General features: G+C 53.8%; 23 protein-coding genes and 1 pseudogene. 14 read left to right on the top strand and 10 right to left on the bottom strand.

The window, feature by feature from the left end:
* Positions 1-84 precede the first annotated feature (84 nt).
* From WFP70_RS21110 to WFP70_RS21125, 4 genes are all read right to left on the bottom strand, one after another.
* Complete coding sequence (locus WFP70_RS21110; protein WP_337024326.1) at positions 85-576, bottom strand: GNAT family N-acetyltransferase; 492 nt, start codon at positions 574-576, stop codon at positions 85-87.
* A 100-nt stretch (positions 577-676) separates the two neighbouring features.
* Positions 677-1,702, bottom strand: coding sequence for a Gfo/Idh/MocA family protein (locus WFP70_RS21115; protein WP_337024327.1), 1,026 nt, complete (start codon positions 1,700-1,702; stop codon positions 677-679).
* 119 nt (positions 1,703-1,821) lie between these two features.
* On the bottom strand, positions 1,822-3,003 hold the full coding sequence (locus tag WFP70_RS21120; RefSeq protein ID WP_337024328.1) for an NAD(P)/FAD-dependent oxidoreductase: 1,182 nt from the start codon (positions 3,001-3,003) through the stop codon (positions 1,822-1,824).
* A 117-nt stretch (positions 3,004-3,120) separates the two neighbouring features.
* The gene (locus WFP70_RS21125; protein WP_337024329.1) at positions 3,121-4,062 is read right to left on the bottom strand and encodes a 2-hydroxyacid dehydrogenase; all 942 of its coding nucleotides are present in this window, start codon (positions 4,060-4,062) and stop codon (positions 3,121-3,123) included.
* Positions 4,063-4,303: 241 nt separating this feature from the next.
* Here WFP70_RS21125 and WFP70_RS21130 point away from each other — a divergent pair, with 241 nt between their 5' ends.
* Genes WFP70_RS21130 through crtB form a run of 5 tightly spaced genes read left to right on the top strand, consistent with a single transcriptional unit; the run spans position 4,304 to position 10,068 of the window.
* Positions 4,304-5,209: a polyprenyl synthetase family protein gene (locus tag WFP70_RS21130; RefSeq protein ID WP_337024330.1), complete on the top strand. Its 906-nt coding sequence runs from the start codon at positions 4,304-4,306 to the stop codon at positions 5,207-5,209.
* A 14-nt stretch (positions 5,210-5,223) separates the two neighbouring features.
* Positions 5,224-6,495 (top strand): glycosyltransferase, encoded by a 1,272-nt coding sequence (locus WFP70_RS21135; protein WP_337024331.1) that lies wholly within the window; start codon positions 5,224-5,226, stop codon positions 6,493-6,495.
* On the top strand, positions 6,495-7,661 hold the full coding sequence (gene crtY, locus WFP70_RS21140) for a lycopene beta-cyclase CrtY (RefSeq protein WP_337024332.1): 1,167 nt from the start codon (positions 6,495-6,497) through the stop codon (positions 7,659-7,661). The genes WFP70_RS21135 and crtY overlap by 1 nt, the downstream gene beginning before the upstream one ends.
* The gene (locus WFP70_RS21145; protein WP_337024333.1) at positions 7,661-9,142 is read left to right on the top strand and encodes a phytoene desaturase; all 1,482 of its coding nucleotides are present in this window, start codon (positions 7,661-7,663) and stop codon (positions 9,140-9,142) included. The genes crtY and WFP70_RS21145 overlap by 1 nt, the downstream gene beginning before the upstream one ends.
* A complete protein-coding gene (crtB, locus tag WFP70_RS21150) occupies positions 9,139-10,068 on the top strand; it encodes a 15-cis-phytoene synthase CrtB (protein WP_160867008.1) in 930 nt (309 codons plus the stop codon). Before WFP70_RS21145 ends, crtB begins: the two co-directional genes overlap by 4 nt.
* Here crtB and WFP70_RS21155 read toward each other — a convergent pair.
* Positions 10,007-10,537, bottom strand: coding sequence for a sterol desaturase family protein (locus WFP70_RS21155; RefSeq protein ID WP_337024334.1), 531 nt, complete (start codon positions 10,535-10,537; stop codon positions 10,007-10,009). The genes crtB and WFP70_RS21155 overlap by 62 nt on opposite strands.
* Positions 10,538-10,691: 154 nt before the next feature.
* Between WFP70_RS21155 and WFP70_RS21160 the strand changes: the two genes are divergently transcribed.
* From WFP70_RS21160 to WFP70_RS21170, 3 genes are all read left to right on the top strand, one after another.
* Positions 10,692-10,931, top strand: coding sequence for a type II toxin-antitoxin system CcdA family antitoxin (locus WFP70_RS21160; RefSeq protein WP_058962011.1), 240 nt, complete (start codon positions 10,692-10,694; stop codon positions 10,929-10,931).
* A 2-nt stretch (positions 10,932-10,933) separates the two neighbouring features.
* The gene (locus tag WFP70_RS21165; RefSeq protein ID WP_058962010.1) at positions 10,934-11,242 is read left to right on the top strand and encodes a CcdB family protein; all 309 of its coding nucleotides are present in this window, start codon (positions 10,934-10,936) and stop codon (positions 11,240-11,242) included.
* Between the two features lie 129 nt (positions 11,243-11,371).
* Positions 11,372-12,562 carry a CynX/NimT family MFS transporter gene (locus WFP70_RS21170; protein ID WP_337024335.1) on the top strand — a complete coding sequence of 397 codons (1,191 nt, stop codon included), beginning with the start codon at positions 11,372-11,374 and terminating at the stop codon, positions 12,560-12,562.
* Between the two features lie 2 nt (positions 12,563-12,564).
* Here the strand turns inward: WFP70_RS21170 and sfnG are convergent, their stop codons facing one another.
* Entirely contained in the window at positions 12,565-13,653 is a 1,089-nt protein-coding gene (gene sfnG, locus WFP70_RS21175; RefSeq protein WP_337024336.1) for a dimethylsulfone monooxygenase SfnG, read from the bottom strand.
* Positions 13,654-13,870: 217 nt separating this feature from the next.
* Between sfnG and WFP70_RS21180 the strand changes: the two are divergent.
* Positions 13,871-14,299: pseudogene (locus tag WFP70_RS21180) on the top strand (GNAT family N-acetyltransferase); the annotation flags it as partial.
* Between the two features lie 4 nt (positions 14,300-14,303).
* Here the strand turns inward: WFP70_RS21180 and WFP70_RS21185 are convergent.
* The gene (locus tag WFP70_RS21185; protein WP_337024337.1) at positions 14,304-15,197 is read right to left on the bottom strand and encodes a LysR family transcriptional regulator; all 894 of its coding nucleotides are present in this window, start codon (positions 15,195-15,197) and stop codon (positions 14,304-14,306) included.
* Between the two features lie 129 nt (positions 15,198-15,326).
* Here WFP70_RS21185 and WFP70_RS21190 point away from each other — a divergent pair, with 129 nt between their 5' ends.
* Positions 15,327-16,172 carry an MBL fold metallo-hydrolase gene (locus WFP70_RS21190; RefSeq protein WP_337024338.1) on the top strand — a complete coding sequence of 282 codons (846 nt, stop codon included), beginning with the start codon at positions 15,327-15,329 and terminating at the stop codon, positions 16,170-16,172.
* Here the strand turns inward: WFP70_RS21190 and WFP70_RS21195 are convergent.
* From WFP70_RS21195 to WFP70_RS21205, 3 genes are all read right to left on the bottom strand, one after another.
* Positions 16,169-16,519, bottom strand: coding sequence for an ArsR/SmtB family transcription factor (locus tag WFP70_RS21195; RefSeq protein WP_058962005.1), 351 nt, complete (start codon positions 16,517-16,519; stop codon positions 16,169-16,171). The two genes, WFP70_RS21190 and WFP70_RS21195, sit on opposite strands and share 4 nt — an antisense overlap.
* Before the next feature lie 87 nt (positions 16,520-16,606).
* Positions 16,607-17,548, bottom strand: a complete 942-nt coding sequence (locus tag WFP70_RS21200) for a sugar phosphate isomerase/epimerase family protein (RefSeq protein ID WP_337024339.1) — start codon at positions 17,546-17,548, stop codon at positions 16,607-16,609.
* A gap of 8 nt (positions 17,549-17,556) precedes the next feature.
* Positions 17,557-18,735 carry a Gfo/Idh/MocA family protein gene (locus tag WFP70_RS21205; RefSeq protein WP_097118738.1) on the bottom strand — a complete coding sequence of 393 codons (1,179 nt, stop codon included), beginning with the start codon at positions 18,733-18,735 and terminating at the stop codon, positions 17,557-17,559.
* Between the two features lie 454 nt (positions 18,736-19,189).
* Between WFP70_RS21205 and WFP70_RS21210 the strand changes: the two genes are divergently transcribed.
* From WFP70_RS21210 to WFP70_RS21225, 4 genes are all read left to right on the top strand, one after another.
* Positions 19,190-20,203: a LacI family DNA-binding transcriptional regulator gene (locus WFP70_RS21210; protein ID WP_337024340.1), complete on the top strand. Its 1,014-nt coding sequence runs from the start codon at positions 19,190-19,192 to the stop codon at positions 20,201-20,203.
* A gap of 17 nt (positions 20,204-20,220) precedes the next feature.
* Positions 20,221-21,045 (top strand): sugar phosphate isomerase/epimerase family protein, encoded by an 825-nt coding sequence (locus WFP70_RS21215; RefSeq protein WP_337024341.1) that lies wholly within the window; start codon positions 20,221-20,223, stop codon positions 21,043-21,045.
* A gap of 273 nt (positions 21,046-21,318) precedes the next feature.
* Positions 21,319-22,047, top strand: coding sequence for a gluconate 2-dehydrogenase subunit 3 family protein (locus WFP70_RS21220; protein ID WP_182057999.1), 729 nt, complete (start codon positions 21,319-21,321; stop codon positions 22,045-22,047).
* Between the two features lie 18 nt (positions 22,048-22,065).
* A complete protein-coding gene (locus WFP70_RS21225; RefSeq protein WP_337024342.1) occupies positions 22,066-23,835 on the top strand; it encodes a GMC family oxidoreductase in 1,770 nt (589 codons plus the stop codon).

Genomic DNA, 23,835 nt, shown 5'->3' on the forward strand with positions numbered 1-23,835 from the left:
TGATTTAACTGACATGGTTGAGCAGTTTTCAGCGTAATTTTATGATCGCGATCAGGTGATGAATTATTTTTGGTTAAAAAATAATCACAGCGTCATCAGCATCTCGTGCCACGCCATGCCGCCGTGATCGGACGCCGAAGGTTTGATGTACTGATAGCCGAACTTCTTATACAGATCAACGTGATGGGTTTTGCACATCAAATGGATGGTCTGTTTATCCATCTGCTTCATAAGCTTGATGAACTGTTGCATCATCAGTGTGCTGTACCCTTTGCCCTGATAGGCCGGATCGAGCACCACTGACATAATCACCACGTTAGGTGCTGCAGGATCGTGCCCGATTAACTCCTTAAATTCCTCATCTGACATCACCACATCCCAGGCGCAACCTGCATTGATAAAGCCAATGACTTGACCCTCATTTTCAAGGCACATAAACCCTTGAGGATACTGTGCGATACGGGTTGCGATTTTTTCGCGCGTGGCAGCCTCATCGCCTTCGTAGGCATTAATTTCAATGGCATAGCAGCGATCAACATCGGCTAAAGTGGCACTTCGGAATTTCAGATTCGACACAACAGACCTCTAAACATAACATCTCGTGAGCGCCATATTAGCAGGGTGTCATGGGGAAAGGTTGAGAGAATGGAGCGCTGCATTGCTGCAGCGCTACCGTTTAAATCACTTCCACAACCCGATTTTCACGTGCGCTAACAAAAGCAGCATCCAGTACCGCCAGGACTTCAATCGCCTGCTCTGGCGTCACCGGAGGCTCACTGCCATCGCGCACCGCTTGAGCAAAAGCTTCGTAATAGGCGTGATAGGCACCTTGTTCAGAAGGCACCCGTTCTGAGCCTTGCGGCGTATTGAGTGTGCCCCAGCGCTCAGGCTGCTCATAACCCCATGCATCCCGATCGTCCGCCGGACGCTGGCCCGCAAAAATGGCCTGCGCCTGCACATCCGTCCCTTGTGAAACAAAGCTACCGGCATCGCCATACAGACGAAACTCACGGCAAACAAAGCGATTCAGTTTGGTGGCGGAAAGATAGGATTTAGTCCCGTTTTGATGAGTTAGCGTCAGCACAAAACTGGCGTCGGTCGGCCCTTCCGGCAGGTCGATGATGTCCAATTGAGCATAAACCGATTTTACCGGCCCCAACAGGAACAGCGCCTGATCGACAATATGACTGCCTAAATCACGCAGCAAACCGCCGGTTTCGCCGCCTTCGAGGGTATTGGCATCGTCAAAATCCATACGATTATGCATACGCCACACTTTTCCCACGCGATTTTGCTCAATCAGTTTTTTTAGCGTGCGCACATCATGGTCAAAACGACGGTTGTGATACACGCTCAATACGACGCCTTTCGCTTTTGCGGCATTGGCCAACTCACGCCCCGTTTTCGCGTCGGGTGCAAAGGGTTTGTCGGCAATCACCGCCACACCCGCAGCAATCGCTTCCAGCACCAGTTCGCGGCGTGTTTGCGGTGGTGTCGTGATCGTGACGGCATCGACCCCTGCCGCCAGCATGTCGGTCAGGCTGGCATAGATCGGAATGTCAGGAAAATCCGTTCTCACGCGTGCAATAGTGGCTGGCGCACGCGCCACGATGCCCGCTAACTCCACGCCCTCAGCCGCATTAATGAATGGCGCGTGAAAGTGTTTGCCGCCCGTTCCATAGCCCACGATACCGATTTTCATGCTGCCTCCTTGTGATAGAGAAGAGTTGTTAGGCAATCAGTAATAACATAATCGCAACAACTAAAACTGCTCGCTCACGCAAAAATGGCACAAAAATATCATTTTTAGGAAAAATGGCTTTACTGTGCCGCAGGGAAGTTGCGCTTAATCGGCGCAAAGTCACTGGCGTTTTTGCCTAACAATCGCTGAGGGCGGAAATCTGCCAGTAACTCACTGGCCTGATCCTGCACCAGTTCCTGCGCCACCAGCTTGCCAATCAACGGTGACAATGTGATTCCACTGTGTGTCACTGCCACATACACACGCTGATGAGGCGTGACGTAGCCAATGGCAGGTAATCCATCCGCCGGTCTGGCGCGTTGACCAATCACAATGTTCTCAATCTGCAATTCGCCCGCATCTGCAAACAACGCGTGGTAGCGATCGCGGAACGCCTGCGCAATATCGCCATGGCACGAAGGTGGGGCAGCAGGGTCGGCAAGGTCATCCAGCGCCAGTGCCTGCAACAGCAATCGCCCGCCGCCGTCCGGGCGTACATTAAGCTGAGGAGAGATTAAATTGGTTGCCAGCGAGAGCGGCTGTGGCGCCGTGCGTGCCAGGAAACTACAGGCCACCGCGTTGGGTTTGCGGGTATCGAGCAGCGCCAAATCAAGATTAAGGGTGTTAAGCAGTTGATTGGCCCAGCGCCCGGTGGCAATCACCACGTGATCACCCTGCCACTGTTCACCGTTTACCAGATGCAGCGTGACGCCATCAGCTTGTTCGCTAAGACGTTCAATCGCATGTTGTTGATGCAATACCGCCCCATTGGCACGCGCTTCAGACCAGAGTCGCGAGAGATACAGCGCCGGATGCAATACCGATTCCGTTGGGAAATGCCAGACGCTGCCACTTACCGCCTGTGAACGCAGATCCGGCACTTCACGCTGCAACGCATCCGGTGTCACCTCATGCGCGGGATAACCCAGCGATTGCAGGGAGGTAACACGCTGAAGTAGCCTCTGCTGCGCCTCGCCTTCTGACGCCCACTCCCAGGTACCACAGGTTTCCAGCCAGCGCAGACCATTGGTTTGCGAAAGCTGCAAACGAGTATGTTCTTCCATAGCGAGGGCATTGAGCTGGTGATAACTGAGGGGTTGTTTACCATTGGAGTTGACCCAGGCGAAGGTGGTGCTGCTGGTGCCGGCACCAATATGCTGCTGCTCAAAAATCGTAACCTGTACGCCCTGCAAGGCTAATGCGCGCGCCACCGCTAAACCGATGACGCCGCCGCCCACTATCGCAATCTTTTGAGTTGTCATGAATGGCTCCTGAATGAATAGCCCTATCATAACAACGTTCATCGGCAGAGATTGCAATTGCTATATAACGCTTACTGCGCAGGATATAAGAAAATCCTCTGATGCCAGAGAATAAATTTATATCGTTGTCAGCATTTTCCCATTTGAGAAATAGGCCAGCAAATTCTCCAGCACATTATTCGCCATGCCTTCACGAGTTTCATGGGTGGCACTCGCAATATGTGGGGTTAATAACACATTATCTAATTCACGCAGCGCAGGATGAATAACCGGCTCTTGCGGGAAAACATCCAGCGCGGCGCCTTTTATCACACCCTGCTGCAATGCCTGGATAAGATCGTTTTCATTCACCACCGTGCCGCGTGCAATGTTGATCAGCACACCCGATTTCCCCAACGCCGCCAGCACTTTTGCGTCCACCAGCTGGATATTTTCCGGGCTACCCGGCAGCGCCAGCACCAGGAAATCACTGAACGCCGCCAGCTGTTCAATGTTCTCACAGCGTTGGTAAGGCACATCTTTTTGACTGCGCGCGGTGTAAGCGATCTCCATACCGAATGCCTCAGCACGCCGGGCAATCGCAAGACCAATCGCGCCTAAACCCGCGATGCCCATGCGTTTTCCGCTGGCTTTACTGGAAAGCGAAGTGCCGGTATTTTCCCACGCGCCAGAGCGAGCGAACTGATGATTGGCCACCAGGTTGCGTGAAAAAGCTAAGGTCAGCGTCATGGCTAAATCGGCGACATCATCGGTAAGAATATCGCTGGTGATGCTCACCTGAATATCATGTGCAGCGGTGTAATTCAGGTCGATACGATCGGTTCCCACCCCAAACACCGCAATCGCTTTACAGGCCGGCACCTGTTCCAGAATCGACGTTTCTACACCCACGTCACCGCGCGTCACTATGCCTTGAATCTCTTTGCCCTGGCGCTGAAGAAATAGCGCAGGGTCCTGCTCCTTATATAAACGATGACAATGAAAATGTTGCGAAAGTTTTTCGTCCAGCTGCGGCATCAGTGGCTGAATAATCAGAATATGAGGTTGCGAAGACATCATTATTTTCCCGGATGGATAAGCGTGTCGTTTCAGACTACCGGATGAATTTATGTTACGGCACCCTTGTTACTTTTTTCGCTAATACGATCACGGGGAAAGTGCAATGAATCCTGGTGGAGAATCAGGTTTTATTTCGGATCTGTCTTTACCGTAATGCGTTGAGCGCGCTGGCGAACTCACCTTACGCAGTCTACGGTTAATAAAAAAACCATAACAATTCAACTTACCATGGAAAGCCGCTATGACCGCCCATGTCGACATCACAGCAAGCCAGGAACACGAACTTCACTCTTTGCAGCAATTATTGCAGACGCATCTTGAGCAACTGCTGCCTGCGGGTCAACCGAGCGATCAGGTTCGTGCCGCCATGCGCGCCGGAGCACTGGCACCGGGTAAACGTATTCGTCCACTGTTGCTGCTGTTGGCTGCGCGAGATATGGGCAGCAAAGCATCGCAACAGGGCATTCTTGATCTCGCCTGCGCAGTTGAAATGGTGCATGCCGCGTCGCTGATCCTCGATGATATTCCATGCATGGACAATGCTCAGATGCGACGCGGGCGCCCAACGGTGCATCGCGAATTTGGCGAAAGCGTGGCGATTCTGGCGGCGATTGCCCTGCTGAGCCGCGCCTTTGAAGTGATTGCCGTTGCGCCAGGTTTAGCCGCCCTGCAGAAATCAGAGGCGATTGCCGAACTCTCTTCTGCCGTGGGTTTACAAGGTTTGGTGCAGGGTCAATTCCAGGATCTGCATCAGGGCGCGCAATCGCGTAGCCCGGAAGCCGTCGCATTAACCAATGAACTCAAAACCAGCGTGCTGTTCCGAGCCACCTTGCAAATAGCGGCGATTGCCGCGGAAGCAACACCCGCTATGCGCCAGAAACTCAGCTATTTTGCGCAGGATTTGGGTCAGGCTTTCCAATTGCTCGATGATCTCGCCGACGGCAGTAAACACACCGGCAAGGACATTAATCAGGATCAGGGTAAATCGACGCTGGTACAGATGTTGGGGGCCGAAGGTGCTGAGCGCCGCTTGCGTGAACATCTGCGCAGTGCCGATGCGCACCTCGCCTGCGCCTGCCATCGTGGCATAGCGACCCGCCAATATATGCACGCCCTGTTTAATCAACAGCTGGCGATGTTTCACTGATCGCGGGACTGCCGATGGGGCACTTTGCCGTGATTGCGCCGCCACTGTATAGCCATTTTCACGCGCTGCAGGCGTTGTCACAGACGCTGATTGCGCGCGGTCATCGCATCACCTTTGTGCAACAGGATGATGCACGTCTCCTGCTAACGGATGAATGTATAGGATTCAGCACCGTAGGTGAGCGCAGCCATCCCGCCGGTTCTTTGGCACGGGTGTTACAGCATCTGGCCTCGCCCCTTTCGTTATGGCGGGTAATCAGTGATATCGCCGCCAGCACCGATATGTTGTGTCGTGAACTGCCTGCGCGTTTAACCTCGTTGCAAGTCGATGGTGTGATTGCCGATCAGATGGAAGCGGCGGGTGGCTTAGTGGCAGAAGCGTTGCACCTTCCCTTTGTATCAGTGGCCTGCGCGCTGCCGGTGAATCGCGAGCCTGGCATACCGCTGGCGGTGATGCCGTTTCGCTTTGGTCAGGATGAAAAATCACTGCAACGTTTTCAGGCCAGTCAGGATATTTATGATCGCCTGATGCAGCGCCATGGCGCGGTGATCAGCCACCATGCGCAACGATGGGGTTTACCCGATCGCCACAGCCTGCATCAATGTTTGTCACCGCTGGCGCAGATTAGCCAACTCGTTCCGGCATTTGATTTTCCGCGCCAGCATCTGCCCAGCCATTTTCACGCTGTGGGTCTGCTGCAGGCATCGAATCCTCCCCGCAGTGCCAGCGCGCCCTGGCCAGAATTGCGACAGCCGGTGGTTTATGCCTCTTTTGGCACCTTGCAAGGTCATCGTTTTCGCTTGTTCCTGCATCTGGCAAAAGCGTGCCGCAACCAGCAGCTCTCGTTGGTGATTGCCCATTGTGGCGGTTTGGACGCCAATCAGGTGCAGCAGCTTGAGCGCGCCGGTGCGGCGTGGGTGACGGATTTTCTCGATCAGCCAGCCGCGCTGCAACATGCGCAGCTGTTTATCACCCATGCCGGACTCAACAGCACGTTAGAGTCACTGGAATGGAGCACCCCGATGCTGGCGCTGCCGCTGGCCTTTGACCAACCCGGCGTGGCGTCACGTATTGCCTGGCACGGTGTCGGTCATCGCGCGTCTCGCTTTAGCCGCGTGCATCAGCTGGAGCAGCACCTGCAGCAACTGTTGACGGATGACGGCTATCGGCTGCGTATCTCGCCGATTCAGGCGCAGCTGCAGCGCTCAGGCGGTTGCGAGCGCGCCGCTGATATCGTTGAGCAGGCATTGGGGCAACACCGTGTTGTGCTGGCGGAGGCGACCTGATGCCCGAGAATTATGACGTGATTTTAGTGGGTGCCGGACTGGCTAATGGCTTGATTGCGCTGAAGCTGCGTCAGCGCCAACCCCAGTTGCGCATTCTGATGCTGGAAAGTCACACGCATCCGGCCGGTAATCATACCTGGTCCTTTCATCAGGACGATCTCAGCCCCCATCAGCTTCAGTGGCTGCAACCGTTGATTGCCTATCGCTGGCACGGCTATCAGGTGCGTTTCCCTACACTGCGCCGCAATCTCAGCGGGGAATATTGCTCAATCACCTCTGCAGATTTTGCCCAACGGCTTTATGAGGTCATGGCGGATGATCTCTGGATCAATACCCCGGTGAATGAGGTGCGCCCCACTCAGGTCACCCTGGCCGACCATCGCGTACTGCATGCTGCGGTGGTGATTGATGGTCGCGGCCTGCAACACACGCCACATCTGCAACTCGGCTATCAAGCCTTTATCGGTCAGGAGTGGCATCTGGCGAGGCCTCACGGTTTAACACAACCGATCTTGATGGATGCGACAGTGGATCAACAACAGGGCTACCGCTTTGTTTATACCTTACCGCTGAGTACAGATCGTCTTTTAATTGAAGATACGCACTACATTAATCAGCCCACGCTGACAGAGCACACCGCGCGGCTGAATATCGCCGATTACGCCAAAGCACATCACTGGAGCTTGAGCCTTCTGCTGCGTGAGGAGCAAGGTTCACTGCCAATAACATTGAGTGGCGATATTGATGCCTTCTGGCAACAACAGCGTGATCAGCCGTGCAGCGGGTTGCGTGCGGGCTTGTTTCACGCCACCACGGGCTACTCGTTGCCCACAGCACTGGCGCTGGCTGAACGCATTGCCCAACTGTTGCCCTGTGATGCGACAACGCTCAGTCGCGCCATCGAACAGTTTGCACGCGAGCAGTGGCGAACACAGCGTTTTTTCCGGCTGCTCAATCGAATGCTGTTCTTGGCCGGGCACCCGGACCAGCGCTGGCGTGTCATGCAGCGCTTTTATCGGCTGAATGCCGGATTAATCAGCCGCTTTTACGCCGGGCAACTCCAGCTCGGCGATAAAGCGCGCATTTTATGTGGCAAACCGCCGGTGCCGATTGGCGAAGCGGTGCGCGCACTGATGACGACCTCTTCTAAACCAGGGAAGAAATAATGACACGTACTTATGTGATTGGCGCCGGTTTCGGCGGCCTGGCGCTGGCTATCCGGCTGCAGGCAGCTGGCATTCCTACCACGCTACTTGAGCAGCGCGATAAACCCGGCGGACGCGCCTACGCATGGCAGGAACAGGGCTTTACTTTTGATGCCGGACCGACAGTGATCACCGACCCGACAGCGATTGAAGCGCTGTTTACGCTGGCCGGTAAATCGCTCAGTGATTATGTTGAATTGATGCCGGTTACGCCTTTCTATCGCTTATGCTGGGAAGACGGCAAACAGCTCGACTATGACAATAATCAATCGTTGCTGGAGCAGCAAATTGCCCGCTTCAACCCGGCCGATGTCGCAGGCTATCGGCAGTTTCTCGCCTATTCACGCGAGGTGTTCAAAGAGGGTTATCTTAAATTGGGGACTGTGCCTTTTTTGCATTTCCGTGACATGCTGCATGCTGGCCCTCAGTTAGGCCGCTTGCAGGCCTGGCGCAGCGTTTACAGTATGGTGGCAAAATTTATACAGGACGATCACCTGCGTCAGGCATTCTCTTTTCACTCGCTGCTGGTTGGCGGTAATCCTTTTGCAACGTCCTCGATCTATACCTTGATTCATGCGCTGGAACGCGAATGGGGCGTATGGTTCCCACGTGGCGGCACGGGAGCGCTGGTGCAAGGCCTGGCTAAGCTGTTTACCGACCTGGGTGGCGAATTGTTGCTCAACGCCGAAGTGAGCCAGCTGGAAACCCAGAGTAACCGCATAACTGGCGTACAGTTGAAAGATGGTCGCCGGTTTGCAGCTAATGCGGTGGCGTCGAATGCCGATGTGGTGCATACCTATGATCGGTTGCTGCGTGGGCATCCTGCCGCCAGCAAACGTGCGGCCTCGCTGAAACGTAAACGCATGAGCAATTCGCTGTTTGTACTCTATTTCGGTCTGAATCACCCGCATTCACAGCTGGCGCATCATAGCGTGTGCTTTGGCCCGCGCTATCGTGAGCTGATCGATGAGATTTTTAACAGCAGCCAGCTTTCAGACGATTTTTCGCTTTATCTGCATGCACCCTGCTCCAGCGATCCATCACTGGCTCCGGCAGGCTGTGGCAGTTTTTATGTATTGGCACCGGTGCCGCATCTCGGCACGGCGGCGATCGACTGGCAACAGGAAGGACCGCGTTTACGCGATCGCATTTTTGCTTATCTGGAGGAGCACTATATGCCGGGACTACGTCAGCAACTGGTGACGCACCGCATGTTTACGCCGTTTGATTTTCGCGACACGCTGCATGCCCATCAGGGTTCAGCGTTTTCGCTGGAACCGATTTTGACGCAGAGCGCATGGTTCCGCCCACATAACCGCGATGCGGATATCGCCAACCTCTATCTGGTTGGTGCTGGCACACATCCCGGCGCCGGGGTACCCGGTGTGATTGGCTCGGCGAAAGCCACTGCGCAACTGATGCAGGAGGATCTCGCTGGATGAATCGCCAACCCCTGCTAGAGCAAGTGACTCAGACCATGGCGGTGGGCTCAAAGAGTTTTGCCACCGCCGCGAAACTGTTCGATGCGCCCACGCGGCGCAGCACGTTGATGCTATACGCGTGGTGTCGCCACTGCGATGACGTGATTGATGGACAAACGCTGGGCGAAGGCGGCACACAACATGTGGTGGAAGATGCCGAAGCGCGCATGCTGCATCTGCAAATTGAAACCCGCCGTGCTTACAGCGGTGCGCACATGGATGAACCCGCGTTCAAAGCATTCCAGGAGGTGGCGTTAATTCACCAGTTGCCGCCACAGTTGGCGTTTGATCACCTGGAAGGCTTTGCGATGGATGCGCGTGAGGCGCGCTACGTGACGTTCGACGATACTCTGCGCTACTGCTATCACGTCGCGGGGGTGGTGGGCCTGATGATGGCTCGTGTAATGGGCGTTCGCGATGAAGCGGTGCTGGATCGCGCCTGCGATTTGGGGCTGGCCTTTCAGCTCACCAACATTGCGCGTGACATCGTTGAGGATGCGCAGAATGGGCGCTGCTATCTGCCGCAAAGCTGGCTGGATCAAGCGGGCTTAACCGGCCAGAATCTGGCCGATCCGCAACATCGCGCTGCCCTGGCACCACTGGCCGCGCGACTGGTGAGCGAAGCAGAACCCTATTATCACTCTGCTCGTTCCGGCTTACCCGGATTGCCGCTGCGCTCCGCATGGGCTATCGCCACCGCACGCGGCGTCTATCGTGAGATTGGGGTGAAAGTGCAACATGCGGGTGAGCACGCCTGGGATGCGCGACAACGCACCAGCAGCGGCGAAAAACTGGCGCTGCTGGTGAAAGGTGCTGGCTTGGCGCTTACTTCACGTTTGACTCGTCCGGAGTCGCGTCCTGAGGGGTTGTGGCAGCGTCCGCGTTAACGGATTTATGCCGCTGTCGCAGCGCCGCCTGCAACTTAGGTAACGGCGGCGCATAGAGAAAGCCGAAAGAAACACATCCTTCCCGTCCTCGCACCGCATGATGCATGCGGTGCGCCATATACAGACGCTTGAGATAGCCTTTGCGCGGGATATAGCGGAACGGCCAGCGTTGATGCACCAGCCCGTCATGTACCATGAAATAGAGTGCGCCGTACAAGGTTACGCCCGCACCAATCCATTGCAGCGGCCAGTAGCCGTTTACGCCGATGTAGATCAGCGCAATCGCCATCAACATAAACACCACGGCATAGAGATCGTTGAGTTCAAATTTGCCGTCGTGCGGTTCATGGTGTGATAAATGCCAGCCCCAGCCCCAACCGTGCATGATGTACTTATGCGACAACGCCGCCACCACTTCCATCACCACCACTGACGCCAGCAGGATCAGCGTATTCCATAACCAAAGCATCGTGCATCCATTTGTGTTGAACAGAGGCTTTAAAAGTGGACGCGGATAGGTCGAGAGGCAAGTCAATAACGTTTATTTTTGTTGGATTGATGGCAGTTGAGTTTTCATCCATACTCATCGACATTACTACACGTGTAGTCCACACGGGGGATTTATGCCTAATACCAGTGTAAACCAGAAGAAAACCGTCAGCGTCACCGTCGAACCCATGCTATTGCAACAAGCCAGAGAGGCCGGTTTAAACTTATCCGCGATTCTTGCTGAGGCTTTGCGACAAGAAATACGGGTAGCCGCTGCAGAAAAATGGAAACAAGAAAATAGTGCCGGTTTACAGGAACTGAACCGCATAACTGAAGAGCATGGTTTATTGTCGGATGAACACAGGACGTTCTAAATATGCAGTACATGATTTATAACAACACCAGTAAAAACAGTGCTTACCCTTATCTGGTCGATGTTCAAAGCGATATCATTGATCAGCTCACAACGCGTATTGTCATTCCTTTGTACCCTATGAATCGACTTAAGGCTGGTCAGGTAAAACGGCTTAACCCCGTCATCGAAATTGAGGGAGAAGGCTATCTCGTCATGACCCATGAAATGGCAAGTGTGCCCGCATCTCTGTTAGGAAAACAAGTGATGGATGCGCGCCCTTATCGCCAGCAAATCAAAGATTCTATTGATTTTATCTTTGATGGATTTTGAAACTTTACATGTCAAACGTCCCTCGTTAGTATTCCCCTCCTCAGCGGAAATGAACTGCTGCGTAAGCGTTAACGTCAATCAACGCACCATATGCAGAATCGTTCTGCCTCAACTCTATGGTGCGCAAATATGTCCCATACCACTATTGCCCAAAATCCAGCCCTGCGACGCGCGGGTTTTTTCTTGTTTCTGTTGCTGCTTACTGCTGCTAACCTGCGCACGCCGATCACCGCCACCGGCCCCATACTGGAGAATATCCGCGCCAGTTTTGGTCTGAGCGTTAGTGCCGCAGGCGTAATCAACTTTTTACCGCTGCTGATGTTTGCCACGCTGGCACCGCCTGCCGCCTGGTTTGGTAATCGCTTTGGCCTGGAACGCAGTTTGTGGGGCTCGCTGCTGCTGATCACGCTGGGGTCGTTGCTGCGCATTACCGGCAGTGAAAATGCCATGTGGGCGGGCACGCTAATTCTGAGCTCCGGTATTGCCGCCGCTAACGTGCTGTTGCCACCGCTGATCAAACGTGACTTTACTGAGCACACGGCACGCTATATCGGGTTGTATGCCATGGTGATGGGGATTTCAGCCAGTATTGCATCAGGCATCGCGGTGCCGCTGGCTGAAATCAGCTCCGCAGGTTGGCGTCTTTCGCTCGCGGTGTGGCTGGTGCCCGCGTTTGTCGCGCTGTTCGCCTGGCTGCCTTACCTGAAAAAGTCGGGGCCGCAGGTGCACGCAGCAGCAACACACAGCGTGACGCGATCGCCCTGGCGATCAGCATTGGGCTGGCAAGTTTCGCTGTTTATGGCCAGTCAGTCACTGCTGTTTTATACCCTGATTGGCTGGTTCACCCCGTTTGCGCAAGACAACGGTATTAGCCAGATTGAGGCAGGCGGCATGCTGTTCGTCTATCAGATCGTCGCCATCGTCTCTAATCTCGCCTGCATGAGCGCCCTTAAACGACTGCGCGATCAGCGCGCTATTGGCTTTGTCGCTTCATTCCTGATTTTTGTTGCGGTGGGCGGCTTGCTGCTGCTGCCTTCATGGTCACTTTTGTGGCTGATTCTGGCTGGATTGGGCGCGGGCGCATCGCTGGTGATCAGTCTTTCACTGTTTAATCTGCGCACTCAGGATCATCGCCAGGCATCAAAACTCTCCGGCATGGCGCAGTGTGTCGGTTACGGGCTGGCGGCACTTGGCCCGCTGTGTTTCGGTATGCTACATGATGCCAGCGGTAACTGGCTGGTGCCGCTTATCATGTTACTGGCGGTTACCGTGGTTCAGATGGTGATGGCGTTACTGGCGGGCCGCGCCCGCCATATTTGATATCAGGCGGAGACCCGACTTTCCTGACGTTCCAGTTCACGCACTCGCGGCATCACCTCGCGGCCAAAGAACTCAACGTCCTCATGGAAGTGCAAAAAGGCCAGCAGCAATAAATCGACGCCTGCCTGCTTCAACGCCATGATGCGCTCAGCGATCTGTTGTGGGGTGCCAATTAAATTGGTCTTAAAGCCGTCGTTATACTGCACCAGATCTTCAAACGACGATTTTGCCCAGTTGCCCTCACCTTCCGGTGACGCACTTCCCGCGTTTCTTACTTCATGCTGGAAACCTTTAACGGCATCCGGATTGGCTTTTGCGATGATTTCCTGCAGGACGGACTGTGCTTCCTGTTCTGTATCACGGGCGATGACAAAACCGTTTATACCAATTTTAACCTGATGTCCGTGCGTGATGGCTTTCACCTGAATGTCTTCAATTTGCTGCTGAACGCCCTCCGGCGTATTGCCGTTGGTGAAGTACCAATCCGACACGCGTGCCGCCATATCACGCGCTGCACGGGAACTGCCGCCCTGGAAGATTTCAGGTAAAGGTAAAAGAGGTTTGGGTTTTAATGCGTAATCGCGGAAGCGATAGAAGTCTCCGGCAAAGGTGAAGCTGTCTTCACGCCAGATACCTTTAAGGCAGCGGATAAATTCTTCAGACCGTAGGTAACGCTCTTCATGATCGAGCCAGGGTTCGCCAATCGCTTTAAATTCGCCCCGAAACCAGCCGCTGACAATATTTACGGCGATACGTGGACCGTAAAGATGGCTGATGGTAGCGATCTGCTTGGCGGCCAGCACGGGATTCCATGGGCCGGGCAGCAGCGCGGCAATCACTTTGAGCGTTGAGGTATGGCTCAGCAAGTCCTGTGAGAAGGTCACCGATTCATGCTGGTTATCTGCACCGTATCCGGCAGTAAATCGAATCTGCGTCAGGGCATAGTCGAATCCTGCCTTTTCAGCGATTTTTGCCAGTTCGCGATTATACTCCGCGTCCCAACGGGTGCGCTGTTCAATTTGACTGATCACCAATCCACCGGACACATTGGGCACCCAGTAAGCAAATTGCAGGGGTTTCTTATCTGACATCGGCTTCTCCTGTCGATATATAGCTTAAAAATATGAATTTCAATCAAGTTCAATCTTTTCGATATATAAAGGGTAATGCAGCAGCTGTGCCAGATTTTCATGAATTTAAGCAGTTGATTTTATTGAGATGGGAGCGTTACTTAACGGGTGAGAAGTTGCAAATACAACAGCCTTTGTAAAACGCCCGTCGCCATTGCAACAGTGAGAGGAGAAGAGATTGAATCTGCGCGTTGAAACCATCACCCCGTATGTCCCCGGATTTTCGTCACTCAAAGCGGAGAGCATCGACCTGGGTTTCAATATGCTTCGCAGGCTCGATGATAATTGGCGCAACGGCACCAATTGTTTCGATCTCCCTGGCGAAAAGCTATTGGGGCTGTTTTCATGCCATCAACTGATTGGTGTTGGCGGGCTGAATCAGGACCCATTCATGACAAATTGTCGGGCTGGCAGGGTACGTCATCTCTATTTAGGTCAATGTTATCGCGGCATGGGGCTGGGAACGTTGTTACTGCAACAGATCATTCAGGATGCGGTCATCCATTTTGCTCTGATCAATACCCATGCACCGCACGCAGCGTATTCCTTCTATGAACGGTTGGGTTTTCATTGCTTAGCGGATCAGGAGATCAGCACGCATCGGCTACAACTCATTGCCGTGAATGAGTGGGCGTCTGCCTCTTCTGTAACGCGCAGATCAAATCCTGAATCAGCGGCCTGTTATCGTCCTTCCGCCACACGGCATACAAGGTGATCTCCAGCGGTAACCACGGCAGCATCACCAGTGAAACGGTATCTGCGACCCGACTCGCCAGGCTTTGTTGAATGAAGGTAAACCCCAGCCCCGCTTCCACGCAGGCCAGGGCAGCCAGCGGCCCGTTCACCTCAAAGGTAATATCCGGCTGGAAACCCGCTTGCTCACATGCAGCCAGTAAGCGGGCGCGCGCAGCTGGATTGAGGTGCGCATGATCGGCGATCCAGCGCTGTTTTTGTAAATCTGCCGGTGTGGGTGTAGCGATGGTTTGTGCTTTTGGCATGACTAACAGAATCGGTTCCGTCAGCACTTTTTTCTGCAAAAACCAGTCGCCCTTTTCGGGAGGGGTATGCAGTAGCGCTACATCCAGCGCCCTTTCCTCAAGTAATTCGCGTTGTTGCTGGGATCGCATCGCGTGCAGATGGATAGCGGTGCCGCTTTGCTGATCAATCCGGGCAATGGCATCTGGCAGTATGCGCGAATGTATCGCCGCCTCAACATAACCAATATCCAGACGCCCCCTGGCCGTCTGCGTCAGGCTGCGGCCATAATCGGTGAGACGCGCATGATGTTGCAGAAAAGGCGTGACCTCATCCAGAAATTTTCGCCCTGCTTCCGTCAATCGCAGACGCTTTTTCTCACGATGAAACAGCGTGACGCCGAGTTCACTCTCAAGTTGTTGAATTTGCCTGCTCAGCGGGGATGCCGAGATATGCAGCTTTTCCGCCGCCTGACCGACATGTTCCAGCAGCGCCACAGTAGCAAAAGATCGCAATAATTTAATGTCCACAGCTTTTTCGGTCTCAACTCAGTCGAAAAGGATGATAGTCACACCCGCCGGTTCCCTGCAATATTTCATTGCTGATGCAGCTTAATGATTAAACAGCGTTTTCTCTTTCGGTGAAGAACAAAGGCGGTAATGATGGTCAAACATTTCTCCTCACAACGCGTGGGTCACTATCTGGTCACGGCTATCAGTGATGGCACCATGAAAGCCAGCCTTACGCTGCTCTCCGGCATTGATATCCCCAGCGCAGAGTCAATTCAAGCGCAATCGGGTATCGATGTGCCGGGTGATATTCATATTTACTGTTATCTGATTCGCGGTGAAGGACGCACGATCTTGATTGATAGCGGCATGGGCGCCGTCAATCATATTGGCGGGGAATTGCAGCCTAATCTGTTAGCGCTGGGTGTTAACCCCGACGCCATTGATACTCTGTTGCTCACGCATTGCCATCCCGATCATATTGGCGGCTTACTAACAGCCAACGGTCAACCCGCCTTTGTTAATGCGCAACTTTATCTCTCTACGGCTGAAGCGGCATTTTGGCGGGATGATGAAAAGCTTGTGACAGCCAACGAACGCACTCAGAGAAATGCCTTGCTGGTGCGTCGTACGCTCGAGGCCTATCGGCCCAGCCTGCACCTGATTGAGCAGAATAATATCACTGCGGATATCCAGGCTATCAGTCTGCCAGGCCATACGCCGGGGCATACCGGATATCTGATTGATTCCGACAATGAACGTCTACTGATCTGGGGCGATATTGTGCATTACCCGCATATCCAGTTAGCCCGACCAGACGTTTCCATTTCCTTTGATAACGATCCGGCACTGGCTGAAACCACGCGCAAAGCGATTATCGAACAGGTTTCAAGGGACAAAACGCGGGTAGCAGGCATGCACTTTGGCGCATCCGCATTTGGCTATATTGAGGGTGATGTGCGCTCCGGCTATCTGTTGCGGCCAAAAACGGATTAAGACGCTGAGCTGTGAAAGTCGTTGACGGTACCACGCGTCAGACCATCCTGCGTGGTCGCCGTAAGAAATGCGTCCAGCAGCCCGGGGAAGCGTGCGTCCAGGTCGTCACGACGCAGTGACAAGAGGTTTTCACGGCCTGAAGGTTTCTGCCAGATGACGCCACTGTCGCGCAGCACGCGCCAGTGATGCGTTAGAGTGGATTTGGACACGCCCTTCAGCAGCGATCCGCACGTGTGCTCACCCCCCTCAGCCAGGATAGCGACCACACTCATGCGCAGGGGATTGCCGAGCGCGGCCAATACATTTTCCAGACGGATTTCATCGCGCTGCGGGTGATTTTCCAGCATAGGCTGCCTCATGATAGTTCGTATAAACACGAAGTATCGGGCAGCGGATGCGGGATGTACAGCGCGGCAGCACACCGCGCTCAACGCCTACTGACTGATGGTCTGTTTCAACGCGGCAATCGATGAGGTGATGCCCGCTTCCACCGACATGGTGAGATCTTCCATTTCCAGTGAGACCCAGTCGTTGTAGCCCATCATACGGACCACCGAGAAGAACTCCTTCCACCACTGCAAATCCTGGCCGCAGCCCACAGCAACGTAGTTCCAGGCGCGGTTTGCCACATCCTCCACCGGTTTGGTTTCCAGCAGACCGTTGATATTGACCAGACCCCGTTCCATCCGCACATCTTTACCATGGCAGTGATGAATCGCCGGCCCCAGCGCCCGAGCTGCGGCAATCGGATCGGCGCCCATCCACAGTAAATGGCTGGGATCAAGGTTCAGCCCTACCATGTCCCCCACCGCATTGCGTAGCCGGAACAGGGTCTCTGGATTCCACACCAGCATGGAGCTGAAGTTCTCCAGCGCAAACTTCTCGACCCCACTTTGCTTCGCACGCGCCACCAGCCCTTGCCAGTAAGGGATCGCCACTTCATTCCATTGATAGTCGAGGCAGTTTTTCAATGTTGGCGGCCAGCTCACGGTATAGGTGATCCAGTTGGGAATGGTGTCATGCGGGCTGGCAGGCGGTAACCCACTCATCATGACGATTTTCTTCACCCCCAACTCACCCGCTAACGTCAGGGCATTTTCGGTATCGCGTTGATGCTTTTGACCAAGTTCACCGGGATCCAACGGATTACCCGATACATTCAGAGCGGCAATTGACATCCCGCGGCTTTCCAGTGCTTTCAACAGGTTCTGACGCTGTGTGGCACTGCCCAGTAACGCTTCTGTCGGCAAATGTGGCGCAGAGGACCAGCCACCCGTCGTCATTTCAACGCCGTAAACACCCAGTTCCAGCAGTTTGTCCAGCATTTGCTCAAACGGCAGATGCCCCAGGCTGTCGGTACAAAAAGAGAGTTTCATGGCAGTCCTTATTGGTAGTTGACCCAGGTCGCGCCGTTGTCGGCAGAACGAACACAGTTTTCAATCCAGCGCACGCCTTCCAGCCCGGCATTAATGTCGGGATAGATCAGGTTATCAAGCGTGTGCTGATCGCCACGCTGGGTGGCACTGATAGCGATGGCGAATTTCAGGTAGATGTTGGCCCAGGACTCGGCCAGGCCTTCAGTATGCAATGCACCCAGACGCTCATCCGCCAGTGCACTTTCATGCAAATACGGCATACCGTGATGCATCAGTTGATTTGGCTGGCCCTGGACTTCGTATTTCAATTCGCCCGGGTTGTAATCACTCCACTCCAGACTGGCGCGTGAACCGATAATGCGGATACTTTGGCTGTCCATTGAACCGGCGTTGATCGATGACGCCCACATGCGCCCAACCGCCCCGTTGTCGTAATGCATCAGCACCATCGCGTTGTCTTCCAGCGGTGCGCGTGAGGGAATAAAGCTTTGGCGATCGCACAGCAGCGATTTGACTTTCATCTGCGGCAGCACCAGCTGCGAGATGTAGAAGGTGTGAGTGGAGATATCGCCCAGTACAAACGAGGGACCAGCGATTTTTGGATCGACACGCCATTTCTGTGCTTCGCTAAATTTATCGGCACTGTCATTGGCGCTGAAGCCGTGGGTATATTGCAGCTCCACCATACGCACTTCGCCGATCTCGCCGTTGGCGATCATGGCTCGCATCTGCATCAACAATGGATGGCCGGAGAAGCCGTATGTCACGCCGACGATGAGCTTTTTCGCCTCTGCCAGTGCTTTAATCTCCTGCGCTTCCGCGCTGGTGAAGAACAGCGGTTTTTCACAAATCACATGAATACCGGCATTCAGCGCCGCTTTCGTGATCTCATAATGGGTGCCATTGGGGGTGGCGATTGATACCACTTCCACCCCATCGTCACGCTTTGCCTCTTCCTCAAGCAATTGCTGGTAGTTGTCATAACAACGTTCCGGCGCAAGTCCAAGATTGACGCCAAATTCGCGCCCACGTGTAGCATCAATATCAAAGGCGCTGGCGACCATCTGGTAGGCGGTATTGTCACGCAAGGCACCGGACCGATGTTTATAACCCACCTGACTCAGGCGGCCGCCACCGATCATTGCCCAGCGGAGCGGGCGTGGAATGTGTTTTTCACCATTTAACATAGTCACTCCTGTTTTTGCACCCGGGTGCAAATTAGGTTGAGGGTAGATGTTCTTATCTGTTACTGCTGATTCTTGTTATTTATTCACGCACTGGAATCCATTGCACTGCACGTACTGCCGTACTTCACGAGATGCTACCGAGTGCAAATCGCATCAGAATCGGGCATAAAAAGGATGATTCTTGTGCTTACAAGCGCTGAATGTCAGCGATGCCGACTTTTTAGTCAATCTGGCAACATGCAATTCAGCGAAGAAGATCACAAAAACCATTAAATTTGCACCCGAATGCAAAACCCATTGCAATCGGGTGCAAAGATCAAACATAATCGTAACATCATAAAAACAGGGTTATTCGATGTCATTTGCCTCATTTGCCTGCGCTTAGGTGTTTATTTTCAGTTGGCTTTCACGTTCAATGCAGGGGACTCCGCCTTTTTATCCCTACGCAGGTGCTATGAATAAACCAACAAAGAAGCCCCACAAAGCCACAGCAAGTGATGTCGCACGACTTGCCGGCGTCTCAAAATGGACCGTATCCCGCGCTTTCACGCCCGGTGCATCCATCTCTGACAAGGCGCGTGAACAGATATTGAAAATCGCGGTGGAGCTGGGCTATCGCCCTAACCTGCTGGCGCGCAGCCTGTCGCAGAAGAAAACGCACATTATCGGCGTGGTGATCGATGAGATGAAGAATCCTCACTCGATGCTGATGCTCGACATGGTCACGCGTCAGTTGCAACAACGCGGCTATATGGCGTTGTTGCTAAATATTGGTAGCGGAAAAAATTACAGCGCCGTGCTGACGCTCGCCGATCAGTTGCAAGTGGATGGCCTGCTGTTTCTCGGCACCGTGTTAACCGACGAACTGATTAGCGTGGCGCGCGAGATGCATCAGATTCCGCTGGTGCAGGTGTGCCGAAACAATGACGAGCCCGATATCGATGTGGTGAACGTTGACGGTTTACGCGCGGGTAAACAGCTGGGCGAACTGTTGCTGGCACAGGGCTACACCCGTATCGGCTATATGATGGGACCGGAAACCAGCAGCCATCATACCCAGCGCCTGGATGGCCTAAACCTGGCACTCCAGGAGGCTGGATTGACGCTGGAATTACTGCTCACTGCAGGCGAGTACTCTCGTGAGCGGAGTTATGAAGTGCTGAGTGATTATCTCAACTCGCACGCCCCTCAGCAGCGGGTTGACGCCCTGTTTTGCGAGAACGACATTTTGGCACTCGGCGCATTGACGGCGCTTAAAGAGCATGCAGGCAACCGTTTTATGGCGGTGGTGGGTTTTGATGATATCGATGAAGCCAGTTTGTCCAGCTGGCAACTGACCACGTTTAGCCAGCGATTGGATTTAATTGTCAATGAAGCCCTCAACCGCTTGATTGACGGAAAGGCCACTCCAGGTGGTGTTTGGTCTCAGGGAGAATTGCGCTTACGACGCTCTCACCTGAAACCCTGAGGTAACAAGGAGGAGAGATGAAGTTGTCACTGCATGGTGTTTCTGTCTGGTACAGCAATGCCGTCACTCAGTTACGCATCGCCCACGAAACAGGTTACAGCGGACTGGAGATTCTGCCTGAACATCTGTATCGCTATCTGGATAACGGCGGCAGTTACGCAAAATATCGTGATCTGCTGGCGAAGTATCAGATTGAGATCACCTGCATTAATGCTTTGAAGCGGATGGGTCGTTTCCAGCCAGAAGAACGTGCCGCCCTGCTGCGTGAAGCGGAGAAAGTGGTGCAGGCGGCCGTGGAACTGCGCTGCCCGGTGGTGCAAATTATGGCGTTAACCGAATTAGATCATCTGCCAGACGCCGCACGTGACGCCATCTTGCTGGAAAACCTCTGCGCCATCGCCGATATCGGCAAGCCACATGGCATTAAATTCCAGATAGAAGTGGTGGCCTTCACTGCCTTCAATTCACTGCAACACGCGCTGGATCTGATTAAACAGAGTGGCAAAGATAACCTTGGCGTGGTGGTCGATTTCTGGCACCTGCACGCCGGCGGTGGCACCACACCGGATGAAGTGGCGCGCATGGACAAGGATTTGATCTACGGTGTGCATTTCTGTGATGGTCGCGCCGCCTATCCGGGCGAAGCCTGGGACGAATGGGTCCAGCGCAATTACGCGCTCGGTGAGGGAGATGTTGATATTCCAGCCTGGGTGGCGGCAGTGAAAGCCACGGGATACAACGGCGTATGGTCACCGGAATTATTGAGCCCGCGCAAGTGGGAAGATGATCTCTGGGATATTGCCCGTCACAGCATCGACGACATGAAAAAATATATTTATTAAAAATAAAGGAGGCCCGAATAACGGGTTTTCCGTGAAGACATTTGGCAATGGCGGGAAAAATCCAGCCTACGGAATCGCGTGTTGATTAACAACACGCGCATAACGTCTTTCAATACTTTCTGAGAAATCATAATAACGAACACGGATTCGTCGTGGACGGCTGCGCGCTAATTAACGTGTGGCCGGTCTATGTCTGAATGTCCGGAACGTCGTGCTCTGTCAATATTAATCTGCCGTGTCCATCAGACGATGGAATGATTAAGGGAAAGAAGTATGAACCGAAGAGAAGCGCTCTTTTCGCTGAGCGGTATTGTCGCCTCACTTGCCGTGGCACCGCAACTGCGCGCCAAAGAGTTGCACAATGTGCCGCTGGAAACACAGCTCAGTGCCGACCATTTGCCACAGCCAGCGTGGCAAGACGGTTACCAGGTGCTCACCAACCCACTGGATCGCCAGAATCTACAAGCCATTTTTGATCGTTTAATCCCGGCCGATAAGCTAGGGCCTTCAGCTACTGAAGCGGGCTGTATTGAGTTCCTCGATAATCAGTTAGCGGGGGATTACGGTTCAGGAGCAGCGCTTTATTTGCAGGCTCCACTGCATCCTGAAAACGAAGAGAAAATTATGGGCAGCCCTCAATTTCTCTCCGCACCAAAGGAACGTTATTTAACGGGTTTAAAAGCGCTGGAAAACTGGGCACAAAAAAAATATCAATCCTCCTTCCATGCGTTAAATGCTGAGCAGGTTGATGATTTCCTCACAAAAATGGAAGACGGAAAAATCGATTTGGGGGCAGAGGTGAATAGCCAGGCCTTCTTTGAATTAATGCTACAGAACGCCCGGGAAGGTTATTTAGCCGATCCGATTTACGGCGGTAATAAAAACATGGTGGGCTGGAAGATGATTGGTTTTCCTGGTGCCCGCTATGACTACCGCCCTTATATCGAACGCCGCAATGAAAACCTGGCGCTTATTCCTGTCAGTCTGATCCCCAACGATTAATACCCCGGAGCTGAGTCAATGTCATTAGAGAGAAATAAGGCTGACGTGGTGATCGTTGGTATGGGTTGGGCCGGTTCGGTGATGGCGGAAGAGTTAACCCGCGCCGGGCTAAATGTGGTCGGTATCGAACGTGGCGCGTGGCGAGACACTTCTACCGATTTCCCCGTGGCGATTGATGCCGATGAACTGCGTTTCCACACCCGCCGCAAAATTTTACAGCCGATGAGTGTCGAAACCACCACGTTCCGCAACCGCAGCGACCAACTTGCCGCACCGGTGCGCAACTGGTCCGCGTATCAGTTTGGCTGGAACGTGGGCGGAGCAGGCACGCACTGGGCAGGCATGTCCTGGCGCTTCACACCGTGGGATTTTGAAGTCGCGACACAGACGCGTGAGCGTTACGGCGCGAAAAAGATGGCTGGCTTACAGTTGCAGGACTGGGGCGTGACCTATGACGAAATGGAACCTTTCTACGATCGCTTCGAGCGCATCGCTGGCACCTCGGGCTACGCCGGAAATCTGAACGGTGAAAAACGCACGGGCGGCAACGTCTTTGAGGGCGCACGCAAACGGGATTACCCAACGCCACCGCTCAAAGATACCCATTGGATGAGCAAGTATCGTAAAACCACCGAGAACATGGGTTATCACCCCTTCACGGTACCCGCTGGCAACCTGTCTCAAGCTTATGTTAACCCACTAGGCGTTAGCATGGGGCCATGCACCTATTGCGGTTTCTGCGATTTCCACGGCTGCGGTAACTTCTCCAAATCGTCGCCACAGGCCTGCATTTTGCCGGTGTTAATGCGCCGTCCAAACTTCACCTTGCTGACGGAGACAGAAGTCCTGCATGCCGTGAAGCATGAAGATGGCAAAACCGTGAAAGGCGTGAAATTTGTCACTCAGGATGGCGTGGAAGGTTTCCAGCCTGCCGATGTCGTCTGCTTCACCGCTTACCAGATGGATAACGTGCGCCTGATGCTGCTCTCCGGCGTCGGTGAGAAATACGATCCGCTCACCGGCCGCGGCACCATCGGACGCAACTACAACTATCAGACGTGTTCAAGCGTGACCGGTTTCTTCGATAACGAATACATGAACCCGTTTATCGGCGGCGGTGCTTTAGCCGTGCAGATCGATGATTTTAACGGTGACAACTTCGATCATAGCGACCTCGATTTTATTGGTGGCGCGGGAATTATGGGCTTCTCCACCAATGGCCGTCCGATTCAAAACATGAACGGCCTGCGTCCTGGCACCAAACGCTGGGGCAGTGAATGGAAGGCGGGTTATGCGCGTGATTACCAAACGGCGGGCACCATCTTCTGTCAGGGCACGTCGATGCCCATGCGCGAAGCCTATCTCGACCTTGATCCCAACTATAAAGACCGCCACGGCCAACCCCTCCTCCGCCTGACATTCGACTGGAACCAAAATGATCAGCGTATGGCGAAATTTGTTACCGATCGCGCGATCAACATCATGAAAGAAGTCGGCGGTCAGCACATTGTGGTCGATAACCAAGCCGAGAAAAGCTGGAACCCTTACATGCAGCACAGCTCGCACACCATTGGCGGCGCAGTCATGGGTGCCGATCCGAGTACTTCCGCGCTCAACACTTACTTGCAAAGCTGGGATGCGCATAATTTGTTTGTGGTCGGTGCCTCGGCCTTCCCCAACAATGGCGGCTACAACCCAACAGTCACCGTGGGGGCGTTGGCGGTGCGTGCGGCGCAAGCTATCCACCAGAAGTACATCAATAATCCGGCACCGCTGGTGGGAGCATAA

The sequence above is a fragment of the Pantoea sp. USMM079 genome, from assembly GCF_037153115.1.
GTDB classification, from domain to species: domain Bacteria; phylum Pseudomonadota; class Gammaproteobacteria; order Enterobacterales; family Enterobacteriaceae; genus Pantoea; species Pantoea communis.